Source organism: Nocardioides sp. YJ-D4 (assembly GCF_054031495.1).
The window spans coordinates 2359622-2381069 of record NZ_CM132932.1 but is presented as its reverse complement, the minus strand read 5'-3'; the positions used below and the strand labels follow the sequence as shown (position 1 = coordinate 2381069).

At 67.6% G+C, this 21448-nt stretch carries 20 protein-coding genes and 1 tRNA gene; 12 read left to right on the top strand and 9 right to left on the bottom strand.

The genetic code is table 11. The features are described from left to right. Positions 1 to 67 precede the first annotated feature (67 nt). The 6 genes from glp to ACW14X_RS11275 all read left to right on the top strand — a co-directional run bounded on the left by glp (position 68) and on the right by ACW14X_RS11275 (position 3858). Positions 68 to 1276, top strand: coding sequence for a molybdotransferase-like divisome protein Glp (gene glp, locus ACW14X_RS11300; RefSeq protein ID WP_350836545.1), 1209 nt, complete (start codon positions 68 to 70; stop codon positions 1274 to 1276). Further along, the gene (moaC, locus tag ACW14X_RS11295) at positions 1276 to 1746 is read left to right on the top strand and encodes a cyclic pyranopterin monophosphate synthase MoaC (protein WP_457165659.1); all 471 of its coding nucleotides are present in this window, start codon (positions 1276 to 1278) and stop codon (positions 1744 to 1746) included. Before glp ends, moaC begins: the two co-directional genes overlap by 1 nt. Beyond that, the gene (locus ACW14X_RS11290) at positions 1743 to 2222 is read left to right on the top strand and encodes a MogA/MoaB family molybdenum cofactor biosynthesis protein (RefSeq protein WP_160025522.1); all 480 of its coding nucleotides are present in this window, start codon (positions 1743 to 1745) and stop codon (positions 2220 to 2222) included. Before moaC ends, ACW14X_RS11290 begins: the two co-directional genes overlap by 4 nt. After that, positions 2219 to 2818 carry a GNAT family N-acetyltransferase gene (locus tag ACW14X_RS11285; protein WP_160025521.1) on the top strand — a complete coding sequence of 200 codons (600 nt, stop codon included), beginning with the start codon at positions 2219 to 2221 and terminating at the stop codon, positions 2816 to 2818. The genes ACW14X_RS11290 and ACW14X_RS11285 overlap by 4 nt, the downstream gene beginning before the upstream one ends. A gap of 100 nt (positions 2819 to 2918) precedes the next feature. Beyond that, positions 2919 to 3728 (top strand): divisome protein SepX/GlpR, encoded by an 810-nt coding sequence (gene sepX, locus ACW14X_RS11280; protein ID WP_457165658.1) that lies wholly within the window; start codon positions 2919 to 2921, stop codon positions 3726 to 3728. A 54-nt stretch (positions 3729 to 3782) separates the two neighbouring features. Beyond that, a tRNA-Ala gene (locus ACW14X_RS11275) sits at positions 3783 to 3858 on the top strand. 178 nt (positions 3859 to 4036) lie between these two features. On the opposite strand, the gene ACW14X_RS11270 is transcribed toward ACW14X_RS11275, so the two are convergent. Then, positions 4037 to 4768 carry a L,D-transpeptidase family protein gene (locus ACW14X_RS11270; RefSeq protein ID WP_457165657.1) on the bottom strand — a complete coding sequence of 244 codons (732 nt, stop codon included), beginning with the start codon at positions 4766 to 4768 and terminating at the stop codon, positions 4037 to 4039. Positions 4769 to 5008: 240 nt separating this feature from the next. Between ACW14X_RS11270 and ACW14X_RS11265 the strand changes: the two genes are divergently transcribed. The 4 genes from ACW14X_RS11265 to ACW14X_RS11250 all read left to right on the top strand — a co-directional run bounded on the left by ACW14X_RS11265 (position 5009) and on the right by ACW14X_RS11250 (position 9039). After that, entirely contained in the window at positions 5009 to 6028 is a 1020-nt protein-coding gene (locus ACW14X_RS11265; RefSeq protein ID WP_457165656.1) for a phosphatase domain-containing protein, read from the top strand. A gap of 321 nt (positions 6029 to 6349) precedes the next feature. After that, entirely contained in the window at positions 6350 to 7909 is a 1560-nt protein-coding gene (locus tag ACW14X_RS11260) for a sulfatase-like hydrolase/transferase (RefSeq protein WP_457165655.1), read from the top strand. A gap of 94 nt (positions 7910 to 8003) precedes the next feature. Further along, complete coding sequence (locus ACW14X_RS11255; RefSeq protein ID WP_457165654.1) at positions 8004 to 8699, top strand: arsenate reductase/protein-tyrosine-phosphatase family protein; 696 nt, start codon at positions 8004 to 8006, stop codon at positions 8697 to 8699. A gap of 4 nt (positions 8700 to 8703) precedes the next feature. Further along, on the top strand, positions 8704 to 9039 hold the full coding sequence (locus tag ACW14X_RS11250) for a hypothetical protein (protein ID WP_457165653.1): 336 nt from the start codon (positions 8704 to 8706) through the stop codon (positions 9037 to 9039). Between the two features lie 37 nt (positions 9040 to 9076). Here ACW14X_RS11250 and ACW14X_RS11245 read toward each other — a convergent pair whose 3' ends face one another. The 4 genes from ACW14X_RS11245 to ACW14X_RS11230 all read right to left on the bottom strand — a co-directional run bounded on the left by ACW14X_RS11245 (position 9077) and on the right by ACW14X_RS11230 (position 14535). Then, positions 9077 to 10405 carry a hypothetical protein gene (locus ACW14X_RS11245; protein ID WP_457165652.1) on the bottom strand — a complete coding sequence of 443 codons (1329 nt, stop codon included), beginning with the start codon at positions 10403 to 10405 and terminating at the stop codon, positions 9077 to 9079. Positions 10406 to 10407: 2 nt separating this feature from the next. Next, positions 10408 to 10875 (bottom strand): hypothetical protein, encoded by a 468-nt coding sequence (locus tag ACW14X_RS11240; RefSeq protein WP_457165651.1) that lies wholly within the window; start codon positions 10873 to 10875, stop codon positions 10408 to 10410. A 16-nt stretch (positions 10876 to 10891) separates the two neighbouring features. After that, positions 10892 to 12160: a copper resistance CopC family protein gene (locus ACW14X_RS11235; protein ID WP_457165650.1), complete on the bottom strand. Its 1269-nt coding sequence runs from the start codon at positions 12158 to 12160 to the stop codon at positions 10892 to 10894. 185 nt (positions 12161 to 12345) lie between these two features. Then, positions 12346 to 14535, bottom strand: a complete 2190-nt coding sequence (locus ACW14X_RS11230; RefSeq protein ID WP_457165649.1) for a YncE family protein — start codon at positions 14533 to 14535, stop codon at positions 12346 to 12348. A gap of 688 nt (positions 14536 to 15223) precedes the next feature. Here ACW14X_RS11230 and ACW14X_RS11225 point away from each other — a divergent pair. Beyond that, positions 15224 to 16612, top strand: coding sequence for a PepSY-associated TM helix domain-containing protein (locus ACW14X_RS11225; RefSeq protein WP_457165648.1), 1389 nt, complete (start codon positions 15224 to 15226; stop codon positions 16610 to 16612). A 56-nt stretch (positions 16613 to 16668) separates the two neighbouring features. On the opposite strand, the gene ACW14X_RS11220 is transcribed toward ACW14X_RS11225, so the two are convergent. Further along, entirely contained in the window at positions 16669 to 17676 is a 1008-nt protein-coding gene (locus ACW14X_RS11220; RefSeq protein WP_457165647.1) for a copper resistance D family protein, read from the bottom strand. Next, positions 17673 to 18284, bottom strand: a complete 612-nt coding sequence (locus tag ACW14X_RS11215; protein ID WP_457165646.1) for a copper resistance CopC family protein — start codon at positions 18282 to 18284, stop codon at positions 17673 to 17675. The genes ACW14X_RS11220 and ACW14X_RS11215 overlap by 4 nt, the downstream gene beginning before the upstream one ends. 175 nt (positions 18285 to 18459) lie before the next feature. On the opposite strand from ACW14X_RS11215, the gene ACW14X_RS11210 reads away from it, so the two are divergent. Continuing rightward, entirely contained in the window at positions 18460 to 18690 is a 231-nt protein-coding gene (locus ACW14X_RS11210; protein WP_350836520.1) for a hypothetical protein, read from the top strand. Positions 18691 to 18931: 241 nt separating this feature from the next. On the opposite strand, the gene ACW14X_RS11205 is transcribed toward ACW14X_RS11210, so the two are convergent. Beyond that, positions 18932 to 19930 carry a bile acid:sodium symporter family protein gene (locus ACW14X_RS11205; RefSeq protein WP_457165645.1) on the bottom strand — a complete coding sequence of 333 codons (999 nt, stop codon included), beginning with the start codon at positions 19928 to 19930 and terminating at the stop codon, positions 18932 to 18934. Positions 19931 to 19968: 38 nt separating this feature from the next. Continuing rightward, the gene (locus tag ACW14X_RS11200; RefSeq protein WP_457165644.1) at positions 19969 to 21372 is read right to left on the bottom strand and encodes a glycoside hydrolase family 28 protein; all 1404 of its coding nucleotides are present in this window, start codon (positions 21370 to 21372) and stop codon (positions 19969 to 19971) included. Positions 21373 to 21448 lie beyond the last annotated feature (76 nt).

Sequence of the window (21448 nt, the reverse complement as noted above, 5' to 3'; positions counted from 1 at the left end):
GGTCGACACGGTTTCGCCTTGCGGCTCCAGCAGCTCGACCATCGGGAGTGACGACTAGGCTCGTCGTGTGACCCCCGCCGAGTACCGCAACCGAATCCTGGCTGACCTCGAGCCGATGCCGGCCTACCCGCAGCCCCTGATGGACTGCCTCGGGCTGGCGGTGGCGGAGGACATCCATGCCGAGGTCGCCCTGCCGGGCTTCGACAACTCCTCGATGGATGGGTACGCGGTCCGCTACGCCGATGTCGCGACGGCCTCCGCCGAGGCGCCGGTGCGATTGCCGGTGCTCGGTGAGATCGGTGCCGGGCAGGCCTCGCTGCTGGCGCTCCCGCCGGGGGCGGCGGCGAAGATCATGACGGGCGCTCCGCTGCCGACGGGTGCCGACACGGTCGTGCCGTACGAGTGGACCGACCGCGGCGTCGCCGAGGTCGAGATCCGGCAGAGCCCCGAAGAGGCGCAGCACGTCCGCTACGCGGGGGAGGACGTCGCCAAGGGCGACCTGCTCATCCCCGCGGGTACGGTCCTCGGCCCGCGCCACCTGGGCCTGATCGCCTCCGTCGGCCGCGCGCAGGTCGCGGTGCGTCCGCGGCCCCGGGTCGTGGTGCTCTCGACCGGCACCGAGCTGCGCGAGCCCGGTGAGAGCCTGGGCCACGACTCGATCTACGACGGCAACTCCTTTCTGCTGGCCGCCGCTGCGCGCAAGGCGGGCGCGATCGCGTACCGCGTCGGGATCGTGCCCGACGAGCCGCGGGCGTTCATGACCGCGCTCTCCGACCAGCTCGTCCGCGCCGACCTGGTGGTCACCTCCGGCGGCGTCTCGATGGGCGACTACGACGTGGTCAAGGAGGCGCTGACGCCGGAGGGCGTCTGGTTCGGCCCCGTGAGCATGCAGCCGGGCAAGCCCCAGGGGTTCGGCCGGATCGGTGAGGAGCGGGTGCCGGTCCTGTGCCTCCCCGGCAACCCGGTCTCCTCGTTCGTCTCCTTCGAGCTCTTCGTGCTCCCGGCGCTGCGCCGGCTGATGGGCATGACCCCCGAGGCCAGGCCCGTACGCCGCGCCGCCCTGACCCACGGGGTGCGCTCGCCGAAGGGCAAGGAGCAGTACCTCCGCGGTTGGTACGACGGCTCCCGCGCCGGCGTCTCGCCCATCGGCGGCCCGGGGTCCCACCTGATCGGGGACCTCGCCGGCGCCAACTGTCTGATCGTCATCCCGCCGGAGACGACCTCGCTGGACAAGGACGCCGAGGTGGACGTGATCGAGCTGGATGTGGAGTTCTGATGGCTGACAGGTTGACCCACGTCGACGAGACCGGCGCGGCTCGGATGGTCGACGTCTCCGAGAAGGCGGTCACGGCTCGTACGGCGACCGCGTCCGGGCGCGTGCTGGTCGCACCGGAGGTCATCGAGCTGCTCCGCGGCGAGGGCGTACCCAAGGGTGACGCGCTCGCCGTCGCCCGCATCGCGGGGATCATGGGTGCCAAGAAGACCCCCGACCTGATCCCGCTGTGCCACCCGCTGGCGGTCTCGGGCGTCAAGGTCGAGCTGAGCATCGCCGACGACGCCGTCGAGATCACCGCGACCGTGAAGACCACCGACCGCACCGGTGTCGAGATGGAGGCACTGACCGCGGTCGCCGTCGCCGGCCTCACCGTGGTCGACATGATCAAGGCCGTCGACAAGCGGGCGGTCATCACCGATATCCGCGTCGAGACGAAGACCGGTGGAAAGTCGGGTACGTTCCAGCGATGAGCCTCAAAGCGACGGTCGTCGTCGCCTCCAACCGCGCCTCGGCGGGTGTCTACGAGGACACCACCGGCCCCCTCCTGGTCACCTTTCTGGAAGAGCTCGGTTTCGTGGTCGGCCCTCCCGAGGTCGTACGCGACGGAGACCCGGTCGGCGAGGCGATCGCCCGCGCGGCCGAGGAGGGGGCGCGGGTCGTCCTGACCACCGGCGGCACGGGGCTGACCCCCACCGACCGCACCCCCGAGGTCACCCGCCCGCTGCTCGATCGTGAGATCCCCGGCATCGCCGAGGGCATCCGGGCGGCCGGAGTGGCCAAGGGGATCCCGACGGCGCTACTGTCCCGCGGTCTGGCCGGTCAGATCGGAGCGTGCGTGGTGGTGAACCTTCCCGGGTCCCGGGGTGGCGTGAAGGATGCGATCGAGGTCCTTCGTCCGGTGCTGCCCCACGCCGTGGAGCAGAGTGTGGGAAGCGACCATCAGTGACCGATCCCGGCTGGCCCGCCGTCCTCTCCCACGGCTCGGTGACCCTACGCCCGCTCGACCGCACCGACGCCAAGGCATGGACCGAGGCGCGCCGCCGCTCGGCCGCCTGGCTGCACCAGTGGGACGCCACCGTTCCCCCGGGATCGAGCGCGCGGCCCACGACGTTCGCGAGCCTCGTACGTCGTCTTCGGCGTCAGGCCAAGCGTGGAGTGACCTACCCGTTCGCGATCGATGTCGACGGTGTTTTCGCTGGTCAGGTCACGGTCAACAACATCGTGCGGGGCTCTGCGCAGTTCGCCTCGATCGGCTACTGGATCGACCAGCGCTTCGCCGGACGCGGCGTGATGCCGCTGGCGGTGGCGCTGGTCATCGACCACTGTTTCACCGCCGCGCGGCTGCACCGGATCGAGATCTGCATCCGCCCGGAGAACTCGAACTCGCTCCGCGTCGTGGAGAAATTGGGCATCAACGAGATCGGATATGCGCCTCGATTTCTGCATATCGACGGTGCCTGGCGAGATCACCGTATCTTCGCGATAACAGTTGAAGAATGTCACCAAGGAATGCTGGCCAGGCTCGGTTTGTCACCTGAATGAGGCATTGACTCGGCGTGTCCTGCTGAAATCACACAAGTCACACGCGACACACCACTGCACGTCCGCCTACGGGCTGGTAATGGCTCCTACGCTTCTTAACGTGGACCCGAGCGCACTCATCTTCGTCGCCCTCGCCGTGGCGTGGGCGGTGTACTTGGTGCCCAAAGCGCTCGAACAGACAGCGACGGCCGAGGACGGGACCAAGAGCCGGGCCAGCGCCGCCATCTCCAAGTCCCGCCGGATCCTCGCACGGAGAGAAGCCACCGGCAAGGACTCGACCGACCTGGTGACCGAGAAGTCGCCGAAGAAGCCTGAGGCGGAGGTCGAGGAGCCAGCTCCTCGGCCCGTACCGATGGCCGTACGACGCCGAGCGGCACGCGCTGCGGCCAAGCGCCGTTCGATCGTCCTGGGCGTGCTCGTCTTCGGCTTGGCCGTGGTGGGCGCGCTCGCTGGTTTCGGGGTCTTCGGCCCGGCGTGGATCGCCATCCCGGCCGGCCTGGTCGTCGCCTGGCTGGTCACCTGCCGGCTCAGCGTGCGCCACCAGCGAGAGGTCTGGGCCCGGATCCCGTTCCCCGAGGACATCCCCGAGCCCGAGCCGGTCGCCCCGCCCCGGGTCACCTTCGACATCGACCAGGACACCGGCGACCTGGTGGCCGTGGTCGAGCACGACGACACCGGCGAGCACCTCCCCGCGGGTGCCTGGAAGCCGGTGGAGACACCGCTGCCGACGTACGTCTCCAAGGAGGCCGCGCCGCGCCGCACCGTCCGCACCATCGACCTCGACGCCACCGGCGTATGGAGCTCGGGCCGTAACGCCGCCGACTCCGAGCTCGTCCGCCAGGCGGAGGAGGCCGAGCGTGCCGCGGCCGAGGCCGCCGAGCAGGCCCGTGGCCGCGCCACGGGCTCCTGAGGCCATACTGATTGGGTAACACCCGCGACGAGGTGCTAACGTTTCTCATCGCTTGGGGCTGTGGCGCAGTTGGTAGCGCGTCTCGTTCGCAATGAGAAGGCCAGGGGTTCGAATCCCCTCAGCTCCACCAGATAAGAACCCCGTCTGACCTGCGGATACGCAGAGGGTCAGGCGGGGTTCTTGCTTGTCGGCGCTGCCGTCGTTTGGCGTGCGGCGTGAGGCGACGATGCTTGGATCAGCCCGTGTGTGATTCGTAGGTGGCCGGTCCCCGCGAGTGGTCGCGGGAACCGGCCGGGATGGCCTAGGGGTCAGGCGCCGATGGCGATGACGGGCTTCTTGGTGGGGTCGAGGAGGTTGAAGTATTCCTTCATCATCCAGCGGGGGACGCTGACGCATCCGCCGGTCGCGCCGGAGCCGTTGACGTGCAGGAAGATGCCGGCGCCGCGGTAGCGGACGGGGTTGTCGTAGTTGTACTTGATGACGACGGCGTACTCGTACTGTGTCGGGTAGGCCGCGAGCCGCTCGGAGCTGTTGATGTCGCTGGCGGGGAGCCAGTAGCGGAAGCCGCCTTGGGACTTGAGGCGGTAGCGGTTGTAGTAGGCCGAGTTGTTGTCCTGGACCCAGTAGGACTCGCTGGTGATCTTGGTATGGGCCAGCTTCTGAGTGGTCGCCTTGGTGTGGGTGCCGAAGGTGGACATCAGGCTGAAGGTGCCCATCGGGGTGGTGCTGGTGCCCTGTTTGCGCTGGTCGCGGGGGACGAGGCCGCCGGAGCCGATGCGGCCCTGGGTGGTCATGAACTTCTGGGTCCACTTCCCGTCGGCCTTCACCCAGAACCGGACGTTGGCGTAAGTCCCGGAGCTGCGGTTCACGGTGACGACCTGGGTGCCGCCGTAGGGGACGGAGACCGAGACGCCGTCGAGGACCACCGTGGTCGCGGCGCCGGCGTTGGAGGGCAGAAGGGAGAACATGGCGGCGGCGGTCGCAACGATTGCGACGACGCCGCCGACCAGGCCTGTTCTCCGGTCGATCGAGAGCCTCACGAGACCTCTCCTCCGTGGGGAACGCCACGGTCCGAGTGACCGGGCCGCCGAAGCCTAGCGGGGTAGGGGTATGACGCAACCTCAATGCCTGGTCACGAGGAAGTTGAACTGGATGAACCTCGTCGTACTGACGTCGTTCGCGGTGGTGTCGAGCAGATCCTGCGCAGCGACGCGCCCTGGAGGCGATTCCGCAGGACTCCGCGGGGGCGTCCAAGCGAGGCGGAATCTAGGCTGTGGCCCATGTCGGCACGTCAGTGGATGCTCGGGTTGGAGCGAGCGTGGGATGCAGCGAGGTTCCGTCGGGCAGGATCGCGGGTGCCGGCGGACTTCCGGATCGAGTGCTATGGCGGGCACGGGAGTGCCGAGGGGGTCGTTGTTCGCGGTCGGGTCGTCGACGATCCACCGCCCTCGGAGGCCGTGGAGGGCGAGGGCGCGGGGGCTGCCGTACGCCGCATGATCCGCCACTTCGTGACCGACGAGCTGCCGGGTGTGCCGCTGCGGGTCACTGTGGGTGATGCCGCGGTGGAGGCGGTCACCGATGACGAGGGCTACTTCGTGGCCCGGCTGCAGCCCGACCCGGAAACGCTGGAGGCTCCGTTCACGCGCGGTGTCGTCGAGTTGGCCGGCGAGTACCGCGGTCTGGCCGGGGACCACCGGGCGACGGTGGAGGTCAGCGTGCCCGTCGGTGAGGCACGGTTCGGCGTGATCTCCGACATCGACGACACGATCCTCGAGACCGGGGTGCAGCGCGTCGGGCGGATGGTGCGTCAGACCCTTACCGGGTCGGCGCTGACGCGTACGCCGTTCCCTGGTGCGCCCGAGCTCTACCGCGACCTCGCCGCCCATGCGAACCCGGTGTTCTACATCTCCTCCAGCCCGTGGAACCTGCATGCGTTCCTGGACGCCTTCGTGCGCCACCGCGACTTCCCGCGCGGGCCGCTGCTGCTGCGCGATCTGCTCGGCAGCGCCGGCGGCCGGGAGCCGAAGAGCGGGCGCATCGACGAGGTCCTCGCGCTCCACCCGAGCCTTCCGTTCGTCCTCCTGGGTGACTCCGGTGAGCACGATCCGGAGATCTACGCCGATGCCGTCCGCCGCCATCCTGGGCGGATCCTCGCGGTCTACATCCGCGAGGTGCGGCTCGATCCTCACGACGGCCGCGTCGAGCGCGTGTGGGACTCCATGGGCGACGAGGTGCCGCTCGTGCTCGTCGCCGACAGCGAGGCGGTACGTCGCCACGCCACCGGTCTCGGCCTCCTCTGAGGACGACGCGATGTGTACAACTGATTAACAGAGCCCTGAACGACTGCGGCGAAAATCCGCCGCGGGATAGATTTCGGGTTGCTCGCCGGCTCGGGATCGGAGACGCGCTTCCAGCTGTCCGATTCTTGCCAGGAGTCTCGTTGAACTCGACGCGGGACCCGGTGCTGACGGAAGCCGAGAAGCAGTGAGTCGCACGGCCAGCGGCCGGGAGTGACCTCCGCGCTGTTGACGCGCCTTGGGCGCTGATGGCCCGACGAGGCCGTCGTGTCCCGGTTGGTTCCATCTCTGCGGAGCAGAGGTCATGAAGAGACAGGTTGAAGAATGAGTTCCGGGATGGGCCTGAGCCAGGCGCTTCGGCGTGGACGGACCACGATCGCCACCCTGGCGGTGGCGAGCACCGTCGCGGTCCTGTGCGGGCCGACGTCGTCGGCGGAGGCGGCGGCGCTGCCAGGACGGCTGGAGTCGGGGCGGCCCAGCGTGTTGATGATCAACGTCGATGACCTGGCGGCGACGGACATCAAGTACATGCCGAACGTGCAGAGGCTGCTGGTGCAGCAGGGGACGACGTTCACCGATGGGGTGGCACCGACGCCGTTGTGCGTCCCGGCACGGGCGAGCCTGTTGACCGGCAAGTACGCGCACAACCATCGGAACTGGTCGATCTCCGGGACCAACGGCGGCTACTCGGGCTTCACGGGGCGGCGGAACACGCTTCCGGTGTGGATGGACAAGGCCGGCTATCGCACGATGTTCCTCGGGAAGTACCTCAACGGCTACGGCAAGGGGTCCGAGCGCTACTCCAGCGGCGAGCCCGGATGGGACAACTGGCAGGCGACGATCGATCCGTCGACCTACCACCTGCTGAGTCCGAAGTTCAACGCCAACGGCACGATCCAGAGCCCCGGTCTCTACAGCTCGGTCGCGTTGCAGAACCGGTCGATCAAGATGATCAAGAACGCCGGGACCAACGCCGGCGGCACGAAGCCATGGTTCCTGTGGGTCAACTACGTGGCGCCACACGCGGGTGGCCCGGTCGAGGCCAGCGACCCGAAGAAGCGCTACCCGAACCAGCCGTCACTGTGGCTGGAGAACACCCGGCCGATGGGTGCGGACAAGGGACGCTTCAGCGGGCTCGGGCTGCCCACGACTCCGGACATGTTCTACGCCGGACCGGGCCAGGTGACGGCTGGGAAGCCCTACACGGCAGCCCAGAAGCGGGTCATGCGCTACGTCTACCAACAGCGCATCGAGGCGGCGCAGTCGGTCGACCGGGCGGTCGCCCGCACCATCGCCCACCTGAAGGACAGCGGGCAGTACCGGCGTACCGTCATCATCTTCTCAGGGGACAACGGCTACACCACCGGGCACCACAACCGTCTGGGCAAGCTGTGGGAGTCGTCGCAGTCCATGCGGATCCCGCTGATCATGGTCGGGCCCGGGATCCCGAAGAACATCAAGGTCGGCTCCGCGGTCGGCAACCCGGACATCGCCACCACGGTCGCCGCCCTCGGGCGGGCGACGCCGGGGCGGGCACAGGATGGCGTCGACATCACGCGCGTGCTCGCGTCGAGCGTGAAGGCGGGCAAGACGCTGTACCGGCCGATCCCGATCGCCGCCTGGCCGACTCTGGGCGGGACGACCAGCAAGTATCGCGGCATCCGCTACGGGCGCTACACCTACATCACCCTCACCGCCAGCGGTGCGCCCGTCCTCTACGACCGCGCCGTCGACCCGTACGAGACGCGCAACCTGGCTGGGGACCGGAGGTACGCCAAGGTCGTCGCCCAACTGAAGGCACTCGATGCGAAGTACCGCGCCTGCTCGGGCAGCACCTGCCCCAAGACGTACGCATCCACGCTGAGCACCCCGAGCCCGAGCTGACCCCTTGCCTCCGACGGTGTGATTCCGGTCACTTGACCGGTATTCACTGCTGATCTCTTGACTCTCGGATCATTGCTCAGTAACCATTGAGTCAATGGACGTTGAGCGACAGGTCGAACTGGAACGCCGGGCGAGGATGCACGCAGCGCTCGGTGATCCGGTGCGACTTCGGATCGTCGACAGCCTCCAGATGAGTGATGCCTCCCCCACAGAGCTCGCCGGGATGCTGAATGTCTCGTCGAACTTGTTTGCTCACCACGTGCAGACCCTGGTGAGCGCAGGTGTCGTGTCCCGTCATCATTCCGAGGGCGACGGGAGACGTACGTACCTGCACCTCGAGCAGGACGCGCTCGAGAGCCTGGGCACCGCGTCCCCCGTGGCGGTGCCCAGGCGTGTCCTGTTCGTGTGCACCGGCAACTCGGCCAGATCGCATCTGGCTGCGGCGTTGTGGCGTCAGGTCAGCACGATCCCGGCCGCCTCGGCCGGCACCCATCCCGCCGAGCAGATCAACCCGGGTGCGGTCGATGTCGCATCCCGTCATGATCTGGAGCTCCCCGTCATCGATCCTCGTCATCTCGACGACGTGCTCGACCCGGACGATCTGGTGGTCACCGTCTGTGACCGCGCGTATGAGACCCCGAAGGTCGCCGGTGAGCTGCACTGGTCGATCCCCGACCCGGTGGACAAAGGCCCTGAGGCCTTCGACACCGCCTACGCAGAGCTCGAGCGCCGCATCAAGGTGCTCGCGTCCCACTTTCATCCTGATGAGCCGCCCACGCGTAAGGAGTAGCCCTATGGACACCGAGGTCGCCCTCGATCAGATGTTTGCGCCGAGCGGCACTGCTGATCGGGCTGCCGATGAGTTCAGTGGCAATGTCCTGCCTCCTTCGCTCGATGGCCGTCCGGAGGGCGGTGACACCGTCCCTGATGCGCCATCGCTCGCCGAGCAGTTCGCCGGCATCGTCTACTTCTCCGAGATGGCCGCCGATAGCCGGGACGATCGACGGCCGACCCGTCGCCGCAACGTCGGAAGAATGTCTGGCGGGGAGTCAGCTCGCTCCGCGCGTGGTCGCCGAATCCCGACTCGACCCTGGCGCCTTCCCGCCGTCGACCGGAACCCCAAGACCTGACCGCACCGACGTCGCCCGCGAGCTGTCGGCTACCGGGTCAGGCTCCGAACAGCAGGTAGAGGCCCATGTAGGTGTAGAGCACCATCGCGATGAGCAGCGGCAGCTGACCGGCGACCTGGTGACGCCGCGGGAGGATCTCCAGGGCACGGTCGTGAGCTGTGATGACTCCCAAGACGTGCCCGGTCACGATGGCGACCACCTGGGTCGTGGCCAGGAAGGTCGCATGCTCGGAGAACCAGTAGCTGACCTCCCAGTCCCGGGTCCCGAACAGATTCGCGCCGGTCCCGCCGGGGTCGCTGATCTGGATCAGAGTCTGTGAGCCGACCTGGACGAAGAAGTTCAGGTAGTGCGCCACCATGTAGCCGACGACGATCGGGACGATGGAGTGAGCGAGGCGACGCGGGATCTGCCGGCGATCGACGCTCTCATCGGCCGCTGTTGCCATCGACGCCGCCACGAAGACGACTCCGACGACGGTGATCGTCGTCAGGAGTCCGGCCGTTCCCAACACGGTCGAATCGATGCCACTGGATTGGACGAACCGGATCCAGGTCACGCTCTCGCGCCAGCTGTCGTACGCGGTGCTGCCGAGGAGGACCGCGACCGTGGCCACCAGTCCTGCTTCGCCTGGCACACGTGCGAGGTGGCGCAGCGGACTGACCCAGACGAGGTCGCCTTCGTCGTTTCGGGCCCACGGTGAGAGGTGGGCCAGAAGGGTGGAGTAGACCTCGAACGGGTCGGCCCGCTCGAGCCATCGTTCACCGAAGATCGCGCCGCCGAGCAACATCGCTGCCAGGTAGCACGCGAACCACGCGCGAACCGAGCCCAGGTAGGTCGCTTGGGGTGAGACGAGCTCGAGCCAGACGAAGGCGAACAGACCGATTGCGGCGGGCCAGTACCCCAGGCGGGCCGGATAGCGGCGGATGCCTTCCTCAGGTGGTCGCCTCGCGACCTTCGCGAGGATCAAATGGAGGGTGCGGGCCGGGCTGACAGCACGGTAGAAGCGGCCGAACAGCAGCGAAGCCGGGACGATGCCGACCCAGAGCCATACGTAGACCACGCCGAAGGTGGGATTGCTCAGCAGGTCCGGCCCGAACAGCGCGGGCCAGAGCATGAAGCAGAAGAACGTCATCCCGAGTACGTGGACGCTCATGGTCCAGCCGCGACCGTCCAGGAATGCCGCGAGGCCCGCGTGGACAGCTCGTTCGCCGCCAGTCGTCGCGAACCGAGGCGTACGCCACGCCAGGAGCAGAACGACGAAGGACAGCACGAGGGCGGCCGTGCCGCCCGCGATCGCGACGGGGGCAGGGATGGGCAGGTCTGCGCCTCCGCCCAAGCCATGCATGGGCAGGATCAGGGCGAACAACGTCAGCGCACCTCGATGAGCGCGACGACAGCGCCGGTGTCGTGGTCCTCCACCTCGACGGTGCCAGGCGTGTTCACGACGATCTCGCTGTTCGAGGTCCCCTCGGCGTACTCGACGGACTGCTCAGGGGTGGAGTGGACGTGCAGCTCGCCGGCCCGGTCGGAGTCGATCTCCACGTGGAGCTTCTCGCCGGTGCTGAGCTCGATCTCCTCCGCGTTGGGCGACACTTCCTCTCCGTCGATCGTGACCGTGAGAAGCGGACCGGGATCGGTTGACTCGGCGGTGGGGCTGACCGGAGCTGCTGACGATGCGGCAGCCGAGGGGATCACGGAGGACGGCGCGCCGGCCGGCTCGGCCGATGGGACAGTGTCTTCGTCGGTGCCTCCGCACGCGGCGGGCGCGAGGACGAGCGTGAAGGTCACACCGATGGTGGCGCTGAATCGCCAGAGAAGGCGGTGGTACGTAGGCATGGGTATCCCTCAGGTCCTAACCGAGGAGGTCCGAACCGGGCAGCGCTGCGAGCGCCACGACGGTGGCCGAGGCTGACACCGCTGCCACCTCCCGCAGCCGGCGGCGAGCGGGCCTGCCCCGCCGGCCGTCGCTCTGCTCGGGGTCGGATCTGCGGCGCCGCTCTTGGAGCAGGAGCGCCGCCCCCGTGCCGGCGATCACCACCGCCAGCACGCCGTACGCCGCCAGCTGCCAGCCGCCGGTCGTGGTCGCCGCGAGCAGCACGACCGCACCGCCCTCCAGCATGATCCGGGCAAGCAGCCGCGCGGCGGGCGCCGCCTGTCCACCGGCTCGACGTAGGACCGTCCATCGCATCACCGCGGCGCCGACGCCGACCGCAGCCGCCAGTAGGAGCGCGGTGCTCGCGACCACGCTGAGCGGCCCCGGTCCCGTCGGTGCGTGCGGGCGGGCGAAGATCCAGGTCGCTGCCAATGCCGAGGCGGCACCGAGCACCGTCGCCGCGGCGATCCAGCGCTCGACCGAAGTCCGGGCGGGCGTGCTCCGCAGGAGCTGCCAGAAACCGAGTGTGAGCGGCAGCATGATGAGCAGCCTGGCCATGAGCGCCGCCCCGATGTCCGACTCGACCGTCCCGGCGAGGAGCGCCGGGTCGAACGCGTCGCCGAGCGAGGTCCGGGCGGCGTAACCGCCGAACGAGAGCAGGGATACGAGCGTCGCCAGCACCATGGTCGCCCAGGTGCACTTGAGCAGACGGCGCGACCCTGGACGGCGGGTGCCCTCGGGCCAGGCGACTCCGAGCACGAACACGGTCCCGACGCCGAGCACCAGGGCGGCCGTCGCGAGGGTTTCCACGACCGTGTACACCGCGACGACGACCGGGTCGCGGTCGACGACGAGGCCGGGGACCGCGGTGAACCTCTGCGCGGAGTACACGGAGAAGGTCGACGAACCGATCATCGGCTCGAGGGTGCTGGACGGCACCGACCAGACGACCGTGTAGATCCCCTCGTAGCGGGCTTCCGGCATGGGCACGGCAATCGCGTCGTCGGCCCCCGACGGGTTGTACGGCCGGGTCGACACGATGCGTTCGCCCGCGGGATCAGTCATCTGGATCGTCGTGAGCTCCGCGGGTACAGGCCGGTCGAACGTGATCCGGACCTCGTCGGGGGACCTGACCGTCTCACCGTCCTGAGGGCTCACGGAGACCAGCACCGGGTCACCCGATGTCGACGGCAGCACCGTGAGCAACACTCCCCAGCAGGCCGCGACCAACACGACCAGCCCGATCACGCGCCGACGGATCCTGGGGCGGGGTGGGGTTGTCACAGCCCGTGGGCGAATATCCTGCGCCGTCATCGGCCGGCCTCCTGCGTGATCGGGAACTCGTGGGAAATTTCGGGTCTGGCAGAGACGGTCCGGGGCTGTGCAGCGCAGCCCAGCCCCGGACCGTCGGTGGTGTCAGATGCTGATGCTGATCAGCAGGCCGACTCGTCGATCGGGTTGATCTGCTCGCAGGTCAGACCCTTTCGCCAGGCCGCCGGGATCTCCTGTGACCAGCCGTTGTAGACCAGCGGGAGGGCGAGGACGCCCTGTCCGCCTACACCCGGGTGGGCGACGAGCTCGTCGTCCATCTTGGTGTCCGCCGTCGGCCCCAGCGTCAGCTGGCCGGCGATGGCGGCATCCGAGATGTCGCCATCGTTGTTCGGGTCGACGTCGATGACCTGCATGGCGTTGGAGAACTTGTTGGAGACGTAGGCGTAGTAGCCGCCACCCTCCTTGGCGCCGAAGTTGGCGCCGTGGCAACCGGCGTTGCACGGCAGATCCTTGATCAACTTGTGTGTGTCCGGGTCGATCACGTTGACCGTCTGGGACAGGGTGTTGACCGCCAGCAGCGCCTTGCCGTCCGGGCTCACCGGGAGCTGGATGGTCAGTCCGCCCCACGACTTGCCCTTCTCAGGACCGGTCTGCGAGTCGTAGTTCTGCCACAGGTCGATCGTGGAGTTCTTGGCCACACCGCCGTCGGGGGTCGCACACGCGTCCTCCTCCAGCGACACGCACGAGACGCTCATGCCCAGGAAGTTGGACAGGTACGCCTTCTTCGAGTCCGGCGTCATCGACGTGGCGATCGGGAACGCCCCGACGGGCTCGTGCCTGACCTTCCCGGTGTCCATGTCGGCGATGACGGCCTCCTCGGTCATCGTGTTCGGCGCGACGACCGTCTTGCCGTCATGGCTGGTCCAGTGCGCGTGCGGGTGCGGGGTCATGCCGCTCTCCGGATCGGCGTGGATGCGCTTGATGATCTTCGTGGCGCCCGGTGCCGCCTCGACGATGTCCGTCCCGGCGTTGACGCCGATCGTGAGGTTGTCGTTGCCTGGACGAGTCATCACGTGCGCCGGGTTGGGCCCGACCTCGAGGCTCCGTACGAACTTGCCGGTCGCCCGGTCGAACACGTCGGTCTCGTTGTCGAACCACTCGTTCCCGTACAGGTACTTGTACGTCTTGTCCGCCCACATGTTGTGGATGTTGTTCATGTTGATCTCGGGGGCTGCGATCTTCCGATCGATCGTCCAGTCCTCGGCGTTGATCTTGGTGATGGAGCCGTGCTTCTTCTTCCCTGCGAAGTCCTCCATCTGAGTGGCCATCCAGACCTCACCGACGCCAGGGGTGGCCGGCTTCTTCAGCGCCGGCAGCTTCCTCGGGTACTCGAACTTCTGGTCGTAGTACGCGTCCAGGTTCGGGATCAGCACGGGCTTGCCCTCTGCGTCGTACTGCAGGATCGGGGCCGGCGGCTGGACCGGATTCCAGGACACCTCCTTGGAGTCGCTGAACTGCTGCCAGTTGTTCGGGTTGGTGATGGTGAAGAAGGCGTTCACCAGCCGCTGGATGATGTCGGCGTTCGACGGAACGGGCTCGGGCTTGCCGTTGACCACCAGCTTCTCGCCGAAGTCGAGACCCAACGTGAGCGGGTCGTCGACCACGACCGCGCCGAGCATGTACGGCGCGACCGAGTCGGTGAAGGCGTACAGCCCCGGCTCGGTGAGCTGGATCGTCTTCTCGCCGAAGAAGGCGCCCTTGGAGTCCATGTACGGGAACTCGTCCGCCCCCTCGGGAGCGATCAGCCCGATCGGGTTGCGGATTCCCTGCGACTTGGCCGGGTCCACGTTGAACGTGACGGTGACCGGAGGCCCCTCGACCGCGAACTCCTGGAGGGAGTCCAGGACACCCGCCAGGTCCACGCCGACCGGCAGCGAGGTCAGGTCGACCGGCTCGCCCGCCGGCATGTCGGCGACGGTCGCCTCGAGCTCGCCGATCAGGTCCTCGGCCTCGGCGGCCTTGTCAGCCGCCTCCGGCGAGGACTTCGCGATGCCCTTCACTGTGGCCAGGGTCGAGTCGAGGGCGAGCGGGTCGGTGGCGCTCGCGCCGCCGGCGGTGCCGAGCCCGCCGAGGAGGTTCTCCACCAACGACGCGTCAGTCGGCAGCAGCGGGCCGCCGACAGAGGGCACTCCGCCAGCAGGCACGGCGACCCGGGGGAGCACGCCTACCGCGAGGGACTTGCTGCCGAAGAGGTTGAGACCGGAGTCGAACCATCCTCCGTTCTCGTCGGTCAGATCGAAGGTGATGGGGAGCGGGCCCACCCCGACCGGCTGCTGGCCTACGGCCGGCATCGTGGTCAGACTCGCCGCTGTGATCGCCGAGGCCGCCGCCACGGCCACCGCGCCGAGTCGTCGTCGTCGATTCCTGAGCCCCAAGAAGCCTTGGGGAGCTGATACAGACATGAAGAATGCCTCTCTGTTCTAGCGCATTTGATTCGATCTCCAAGGTGAAAATTCGGGGAATCCCGAGGAGTGGTAATCACTCAATACTGCCCTCATTAAGGGCCCTCGACCCTGGGTGAAATCTCATCGTTAATGGGACCTCACGGCCTCACGAGGCATTCATTTCGGGGAGGAGATTCGACGGCTGACGTCGAGTTTCGCGCTCAATATATACCCCCAGGAGTTTAAATACCCCTCGGAGTTTAATACCCCTGGGAGTTTAGGAAATCTCCGCAGTCGCCCATGTAATGCGAAGGCATGGTGCGCTTTTAACTGGTGCGTTACGTTGCGGCGACGAATCGGTCATACCTGATCGGCCTACTGGATATCCGACCCCAGATTGTCTATCTGGGAACACCTGAAACATCCACAACATGCCTCTGAAACATCCAAGGTAACTGGGTATAAGGAGGAAATAGGTAAAGAAGGAGAAACCCATGCCCAGTCTTACCTGCGTTCACCGGGGCAGCTCCGGAAGAACGGTCCAGGTGCTTGCCGATATCAATGTGAACAAGGCCGTCGTAGCGATGGAGCTGCCATGACCACGATCCCCGCTGACCCCTCACGGCCCCGGGCTGGTGCCGGTGCGGCCGATCGAAGGCGTTCCAGCGCCCCGTTGTGGTTGCTCGCTCGACGCGTGCACTTCATGGCGGGCCTTCTGGTCGCACCGTTCCTCGCGGTGCTGGCGTTGACCGGCCTGGCCTATGCCTTCACTCCCCAGATCAACGATGTGCTGTACGGCGACGAACTGCACGTCGAGGCGCAGACAGGGCAACCGCGACCGCTCTCGGAGCAGGTCGCGGCCGCACTCGCCGTCCATCCCGACGCACACGTCACCTCGGTCATTCCCGCGGACGACCCTGACCGAACCACCCGGGTCGTGCTCATGGGCATCGACGGCCTGCACCAGACCGGGAGCCACTTCTCCTCGGAGTCGCTGACCGTGTACGTCGATCCGTATACCGGTGGCGTCACTGGCGAACTGGTCACGGTGGCCGACCGGCCACCCGCGCAGGTGTGGCTGCGCGAGCTCCACGGCAACCTGCACCTGGGCGACCTCGGTCGGATCTATTCCGAGTTCGTTGCCAGCTGGCTGCCCTTCATCGTGCTCGGCGGCCTGGTGCTGTGGCTCAGCAAACGAGCCCGTGGCCGGTCCCTGCGGGCCGTGCTGATTCCGTCCTTCACCGCGAAGGGACGTGCACGCAGCCGGTCCTGGCACGGGGTGCTGGGTCTCTGGCTGGCGGTCGGGCTGCTTGGCATCAGCATCACCGGCCTGACGTGGTCGACGTATGCCGGTGGCCGCGTCGACACCGCGATCACTGCCGTGAACGGCAAGACTCCGTCGCTTTCCCCGCCGGAGGTGGCGGCCGTCGGCACTGCTGAGCCGATCAGCTTCGACCGTGCTGTCGAGGTGGCCAGGTCGGAAGGCCTGCAAGGTGAACTCACTCTCATACCGCCGCATACCGCCGAGGAGCCGTTCACCGTCGAGGAGTCGTCCGAAGGGCTGCCGGTCCGCAAGACCGCCGTCGCCATCGATCCCTACACCGAGCAGGTCACTGCCCGCCAGGGCTGGGAGGACTACCCCCTGATGGCCAAGCTCACCAGCGTCGGTGTCGATGCCCACAGCGGCACCCTGTTCGGGCTGGCCAACCAGCTCCTGCTTGCCCTGCTGGCCCTGGGATCGCTCGTGCTCCTGGGGCTGGGGTATCGGATGTGGTGGCAGCGCCGGCCCACTCGGTCCGGGCGTTCCTCCCCGCCGCCGGTGTGGCGCAACCTGTCGGTGCCGATGCTGGTCGTGGTGCTTGTCGCGGCGGGTGCACTGGGCTGGGCGATGCCGGTCTTCGGCGTCACCCTCGTCGCGTTCGTCCTCCTCGACGGCACCGTGAATGCACTGAGGCGGCGTCGCGCACGCGTGAGCGCCGTCTGAGGCGTCTCGCCACGACCGGCCGGCGGGATCCGGTGGGTCGTGGCGAGACCAGCGAGCTAGAGGGGACGCCCCAGCGCCGTGGCCAGCGAGACCGCGACCGCCATCACAGCGAGCTCGAGTCCGGCCCACACGGTGAGTGGCGTGGGCTGCTGCCGCGCCACCCGGTCGACGACGGCAGTACGGATGTACGCCCCCGAGCAGCCCAGCAGGGCCATGCAGGCGAGCTTGCCCATGACCAGCCAGCCGGCACCGGTCTGTGTCAATGCGTCGACCACGTCTCCGAAGGGCGGCGTCACGTCGCCGGTCAGCCGGGTCGCGGCCAACAACAGGCCGCTGACCGCCACCAGCGCGAAGCTCGCCTCGGCGACCCGCGAGAACCGGAGAAGAACGATGGCCAGCGCCTGCCGGTCGGCGCTGACGATCAGAAAGGTGATGGCCAGTCCGCCCACCCAGAGTGCCGCTCCGGTCACGTGGAGGGCGCTGGCCATCATCAGCAGCAACGGCGGCTCACCTTGCGAAGCGTGCCCGCTCATCGATACGGCCGTCAGGCCCGCCAGCGCGATCAGAAAGCCCACGTCCGGCGGCAATGACGGCCGCCGCAAGCGGGCAACCGAATAGGCGGTCAACGCTCCCGCCGAACCGGCGCTGATCAGCAGTGCGAGACCCAGGCTGACGTTTCCGCCGTAGCCGAGCACGCCGCCGACCGGCACCCGTAGCTGGCGTTGAGAGATCTCCGCCGCGTTGAACCAGAGACCCAGCAGCGCCGCGACCGCCCAGACTGCCGCGGCCCACACCGTCGCCGTTGACGTACGTCGGGCCAGGGCAGGAGCACGGTCGCGGCCGGCCTCACCCAGAAGCACCAGCACCAGCACGGAGCCCACGGCGCCGATCGCGCACACGTTCGCGATCCAGCGGAGCAGCGGGATCCCGGTGCGTACCACCACCGACGGCTCGGGAATGCCGACGACCGGCTTGGGCAGCGTGGCCAGGATCCCGAAGGCAAGCGCGATGAGGCTCACGCCGACAAGCGCCGACGCCTGCAGGAGCCGGGCGCGGTCGTTCATGTCGCGTCCGTTCGGCGTACGGTCTGGCGACCGATGGCCCCCACGCACGCCGCGATCGCGGCCAGCAGCGCGATCCACAGCCACATGGGCAGCGCTGCCAGGCCACGCGGCCGATCCACGTCGAACGCCGTCATCGCGGTGGCAGCGGACGCGGTGGAAGCAATGGACGTGGCGGAGGTGGTGGACGTGGTGGACGCCGACGGCCGGATATCGATCGGCACGGACCCGATGATCGGGTGGCCGTCCGCTCCGAGCACCCGGTAGTCGATCCGGTAGCGGCCCGGAGCCCCCAACTCACTCATCGAGGCGGTCAAGGTGTTCCCGTCGATGCGAGCACGACCACACGCCCAGTGGCTGCTCTGTGGTCCGGTCACCACGATGCCGTTCGCGCCGGGAAACGCTTGGATCGGCTGGTCGAACGTGAGCACCACCTCCGGCGGGCTGGCGGCGAGCACGGCGCCGGCATCCGGAAAGCTCGTGACCAAGTGGGCGTGCGCGGACGCCGGCGCTGCTGTGAATAGTGTGGGGGTTAAGAACGAAAGCGCGAAGATCGTTGCTGCCAACGCCGTGGCGAGGCGCTGCGATCCGCGTGTTGAAGCATTCGACATTGCTTCCACCTAGTGAGTTTCGAGAGTCATCGAACGAGGGGTGGTCCATGGCTCAGCCGGCACCGGGACCTGCGCAGAAGAGCGCAGGGCCACGTGTCGCGTGCCTTCTTGGGGCTCAGTGCCCCTGAATCGACGTGGGGTTCTTCTCGCCGCCCGTGCCTGTGCCGACGCGAGAGTGGCTGTGATCGCCGTGGTTCGGGTGACGACGATGAACGGAATGGGGATGACGGTGGTGCTGCAAGAAATGATCTTCTGCATGGCGAATACCCATCCTGTGTTCGCGAACGCGCACCACGATGTGCCCGTGGCCAGCCTCGAAAGTCGGCACTTAAAGTTGAACTCAGACGGGTTGCGCCGCAGTTACGTATCGCGCATGGCGCTAGTAACAAATAAAAGCGCTGAGTGAAATGGCCTTAACGCTGGCGTTCAGGGAATCGGGGTGGCAGCAACACCCCCGTAACGCCTGGCTGTCGATCAGCCTTTTCAGTCGTTGATGTGAGCGCGTTGTGAACTGAAAATACCCATACGGGTTGGGGGATCGATTCATTCAGGGAGCAATTCTTGCCCATGCGCCTTGGATCGTGGAGGAGCCTCTGACACCCTCGCTAAGGTGGACGTGGATAACCTCTATGCGTACGTCTTCAGAATCACTTTCGGCGCGTGCCATCGAAGTGCTCGTCGGCGAGATCTACGACGCCGTCGCCGGTGGCCTCTGCGGCCTCGATGGGCCTCCCCGACCAGTAGCTCGCCAGGATCGAGCCGGAGACGTTGTGCCAGACCGAGAAGATCGCGGCAGGCAGCGCTGCGGCCGGCGAGAAATGGACCGTGGCGAGCGCGGCGGCCAGTCCCGAGTTCTGCATGCCCACCTCGATGCTGATGGCGCGCCGGCTCGAGATCGGCATGCCGCAGACTCGCCCGACCGCGTACCCGAGGGCCAGGCCGGCGACGTTGTGCAGGACGACTGCGACGACGACCAGGAGGCCCACCGAGAGCAGCGTGTCGGCACTTCCGGCGACGACGGCGAGCACGACTCCGGTGATACCGGCGACCGAGATCAGCGGAAGCACATCGATGACCTTCTCGATGAGACGCGGCAGCAGCAGCCGGAGCACCAGGCCGAGCAGGACCGGGACGAGCACGATCTCCACGATCGAGACGAACAGGTCGCTCGCGGAGACGGGTAGGTCCTCCCCGATCAGGAAGAGGACCAGCAGGGGCGTCAGTACGGGCGCGAGCAGGGTCGACACGGAGGTCATCGCCACTGACAGCGCGGTGTCGCCACGGGCCAGGAACACCATGACGTTGGAGGCGGTGCCGCCGGGCGCGCAGCCGACCAGGATCATGCCCGCGGTGAGCACGGCGGAGAGGCTGAGCGTGTTCGCGATGCCCCAGCCGAGCAACGGCATCACGGTGAACTGGGTGGCGACGCCCAGCAGCAGCGCCCACGGCCGCCGACCGATGATCGCGAAGTCGGCGGGCCGCAGCGTCATCCCCATCCCGAGCATGATGATCTGGAGCAGCAGCGGCACCTGGGCCGCCCACCCGTCGAAGGTGCTGGGGGTGGCCAGTGCGATGGCGCCGGCGACCAGGACGATCAGGGCGAACCAACGCCCCACGAAGGCGCTGACCTGTCGGACTGTGTTCATGCTGTTCCTTCCGAGATTGCGGGGGATGGGGGACCGGTTCAGGAGAGCCAGTCGAGCTCTCCGTCGGCGTACTGTTCACCGAACCGGACGTTGTCGAAGCGCAGGTCCTCGACGTTCTCCAGGACCATCGGCGTCTCGACCTCCTCCACCGTGACATCACGCAGCGTGACGTCGCTCAGCGGTGCGTCGGCCGGCCCGTGGATGTCGAGCCCGGTCTTGGCGGAGGCGACGGTGATGTCGGAGAAGACGATGTCGCGGTAGACCGGTGGGTAGTTGCCGCCGAGCTCGCCGGGGTAGTCGAGCTGGAACCAGATGAAGGTCTCGAAGTTGCCGATCTCCATGTTGCTCACCCGGATGTGCTCGACCGTGCCGCCGCGATCGAGGTTGCCCTTGAACCGGATCGCCGAGGCGCCGTCGCGCAGCACGTTGTCGGTGAAGTAGACGCCCTTGATGCCGCCGGACATCTCGCTGCCCAGCGCGATGCCGTCCTCGCCGCCCATGTCGTTGCGGCGGATCACGACGTTCTCGCTGGGGCGGGCGATGGTGCGTCCGTCGAGGTCACGTCCGGACTTCACGACCACGGAGTCGTCGCCGGTCCGGAAGCGGTTCTCCTCGATCAGGACGTTGGTGCTGGAGTCGACGTCGATGCCGTCGTTGTTGGCCCGGTGGCTGTCGACGTCGAGCCCCCGTACGGTCGCCTGGTCGGTGTAGACGAGGTGGTTGATCCAGAACGGTGAGTTGGTGACCCGGTAGTCCTCCAGCAGCACCCGCTCGGCGTCGAAGAACTGGATGGCGCTGGGCCGCAGGAACGTGCCCTTCCCGAAGACGCGTTCCTCGACCGGTACGCCGTCGAAGCCCATCTGGCGCAGCCGCAGCTGGTCCGGCTTCTCCTTCTCCTTCCAGGCGTGGAACTCGGAGTCCTTGTTGCCGTCGATCGTGCCCGTCCCGGTGATGGCGACGTCGTGCACGTCGTTGGCGTAGATCAGCGGCGAGTAGCCGTCCAGCTCGGTGCCCTCCCAGCGCGTACGCACCACGGGCAGGTAGTCGTCGGTGTCGGTCCCGAACAGCAGCGTCGCCCCGTCGGCGACGTGGAGATCGATGTTGCTCGCCAGGTGGACCGGACCCTCGGAGAGCCAGGTGCCCTCCGGGAGTACGACCCTGCCGCCACCGTCGGTCGACGCCTTCTCGATCGCGGCCCTGATCGCCGGTAGAGCGTCGGTCGTGCCGTCTCCGACGGCACCGAAGTCGGTGATCTCGTAGTCGCGGTCGGGGATCGAGGGCTCCTCGATGCGGTCGACGATCTTCGCGATCGCGGCAGCATCCGGGCCGCGTACGCCCTGGTCCGGCTGTCGATCGGCGAGGGCGGGTGTGGTCGCGGTCAGCGAGCCGACCAGACCGAGGGCGAGCAGGAGGGGTGTGGCGCGCTTTCGAATGTGACGCATGCGTGCTCCTCGAGAGCTACGACGGCGGCAGGAGCCGCCGCGAGGGGGATCGTGGCGCTTGTCACACTAGTGACGT

Coding starts and splice junctions, on each gene's coding strand:
- ACW14X_RS11260 (WP_457165655.1), top strand. CDS start 6,350: ATGAGTTCCGGGATGGGCCTGAGCCAGGCGCTTCGGCGTGGACGGACC.
- ACW14X_RS11250 (WP_457165653.1), top strand. CDS start 8,704: ATGGACACCGAGGTCGCCCTCGATCAGATGTTTGCGCCGAGCGGCACT.
- ACW14X_RS11215 (WP_457165646.1), bottom strand. CDS start 18,284: ATGTCGAATGCTTCAACACGCGGATCGCAGCGCCTCGCCACGGCGTTG.
- ACW14X_RS11290 (WP_160025522.1), top strand. CDS start 1,743: ATGAGCCTCAAAGCGACGGTCGTCGTCGCCTCCAACCGCGCCTCGGCG.
- ACW14X_RS11200 (WP_457165644.1), bottom strand. CDS start 21,372: ATGCGTCACATTCGAAAGCGCGCCACACCCCTCCTGCTCGCCCTCGGT.
- ACW14X_RS11220 (WP_457165647.1), bottom strand. CDS start 17,676: ATGAACGACCGCGCCCGGCTCCTGCAGGCGTCGGCGCTTGTCGGCGTG.
- moaC (WP_457165659.1), top strand. CDS start 1,276: ATGGCTGACAGGTTGACCCACGTCGACGAGACCGGCGCGGCTCGGATG.
- ACW14X_RS11205 (WP_457165645.1), bottom strand. CDS start 19,930: ATGAACACAGTCCGACAGGTCAGCGCCTTCGTGGGGCGTTGGTTCGCC.
- ACW14X_RS11255 (WP_457165654.1), top strand. CDS start 8,004: ATGGACGTTGAGCGACAGGTCGAACTGGAACGCCGGGCGAGGATGCAC.
- ACW14X_RS11225 (WP_457165648.1), top strand. CDS start 15,224: ATGACCACGATCCCCGCTGACCCCTCACGGCCCCGGGCTGGTGCCGGT.
- ACW14X_RS11240 (WP_457165651.1), bottom strand. CDS start 10,875: ATGCCTACGTACCACCGCCTTCTCTGGCGATTCAGCGCCACCATCGGT.
- ACW14X_RS11265 (WP_457165656.1), top strand. CDS start 5,009: ATGTCGGCACGTCAGTGGATGCTCGGGTTGGAGCGAGCGTGGGATGCA.
- ACW14X_RS11230 (WP_457165649.1), bottom strand. CDS start 14,535: ATGCCGGCCGTAGGCCAGCAGCCGGTCGGGGTGGGCCCGCTCCCCATC.